The 1,729-nt window shown below is 25.4% G+C and carries 1 protein-coding gene; it reads left to right on the forward strand.

Going from position 1 to position 1,729, the window contains the following annotated elements; all coding sequences use genetic code 11:
- Nucleotides 1-1,729 (forward strand): right-handed parallel beta-helix repeat-containing protein (locus MBCUT_RS00545; RefSeq protein ID WP_157082409.1); only part of this gene is annotated, 1,729 nt, incomplete at both ends.

The raw sequence follows: 1,729 nt of genomic DNA on the forward strand, positions 1-1,729 counted from the left end.
AAGTAATATCAATAATCTAGATATTAAGGATAATAATGTTAAAAATAGTGGTAGTGATGGTGTTTCAGTAGATAGTTCTGAACATGTTGGTATTAGTGGTAATGATATTGAAGATTCTTCTTCTAATAGTGTTTCTGTTTATGATAGTAATAATGTTAATATTTCTAAAAACAAGATAGAAAAAAGTGGGGGTCATGGTGTATCTTTATATTCAACTAAAAATACAAAAATCTCATCTAATAGTATTAAAATTAGTGAAGGTGCAGGTATTTCTTTAGGTGATTCTGAAAATATTGATATTAATGACAATAATATAACAAATTCTAGTGAAGAAGGATTGAAAGGTAATATTGTAACAAATATTAGCATTATTAACAATACTGTTGCAAATAACACAGGAAATGGACTTTCTATCGATGTATCTGCATACAATATGACAATTACGGATAATACTTTTAATAATAATGGTGGAAGTAGTTTATATTTTGTTTATATATCTAATTCTCTGATTAATAATAATAAGATTACTAATTCTGGAAGTAATGGTATTTATATATTTTCTGGGAATTATGTTTATGGTTTAAATGATATAGCTATAACTAATAATGTTATCGATAATTGTACAGATTCGGGTGTTTTTATATATAATGCTAAAAATGTTTTGATTGATAGAAATAGTATTACTAATATTAATGAAGGAATTAGCATTTTTAAATCAACCTTAATAAAAATATCTTCTAATTTTTTAGGTAATGTCTCTGGAAGAGGAATATATTTGGCGGATGATATAAACGAGGATGCATTTAATGGCAGTGGATTAATTGTAATGTATCCACAATATATGAACATCTATAATAACACAATTAACAATGCCTTTTATGGAATTGAATTAGATAGATTTGATGGTACAACTATAACTAGTAATATTATAGAAAATTGTACTGGTGATGCAATATTAATATATTCTTCAGATAATTTTATAGGTTATAATAATATTTCTAATAACAAAGGAAATGGTGTTTTTTTATTCAATTCAACATTACAATTTAGAAGTAATAATATCTTTGATAATGTTGGTGCTGGAGTTTATATTTCTTTATTCAATTCTCCTTATATGGGTTATATGCAGTGGAATACTATATTTAACAATAAAGGTGGAGGAGTTATTTTAACTGATTCTAAAAACCTCATATTCCATACTAATTGGATTTATTTTAATAAAGGTGAGGGAGGTATTTTTTTAAGCAATTCTTCTAATGTATCTGTTTATGATAATGTTTTTGTTGAGAATAATCTTGCTGTTAGATTATATTCTTCTGATAATTGTTCTGTTTATGATAATGATTTTGTGAATAATACTGTGGGGATTGTTATTGATTCAGTTAAAAATAGTGTTTTTTCTAATTCTTTTGTTGGTGGTAATGAGGGGATTGTTATTTATGGGATAAGTAATATTGTAATGGATAATAATCTTTCTAATATTAAGTCTAATGGTGTTTCTGTTTTTGGTTATGGGAATGTTGTTAAAAATAATATAATAGGTGGTGTTAAAGGTTATGCTATTAGTTTGTTTGCTTATGGTAATAATGTGACTTATAATTCTCTTAAGGGTAATTATCGTGGTTTATATGTTAATGCTGATGAGAATTTGTTTGCTTACAATAATATAACTAGCTCTAAATATAGTGCTTTGGTTGTTGTAGGTTCCATAAACACTATTAAAAATAAT

This window comes from Methanobrevibacter cuticularis (genome assembly GCF_001639285.1).
Lineage (GTDB): Archaea > Methanobacteriota > Methanobacteria > Methanobacteriales > Methanobacteriaceae > Methanobaculum > Methanobaculum cuticulare.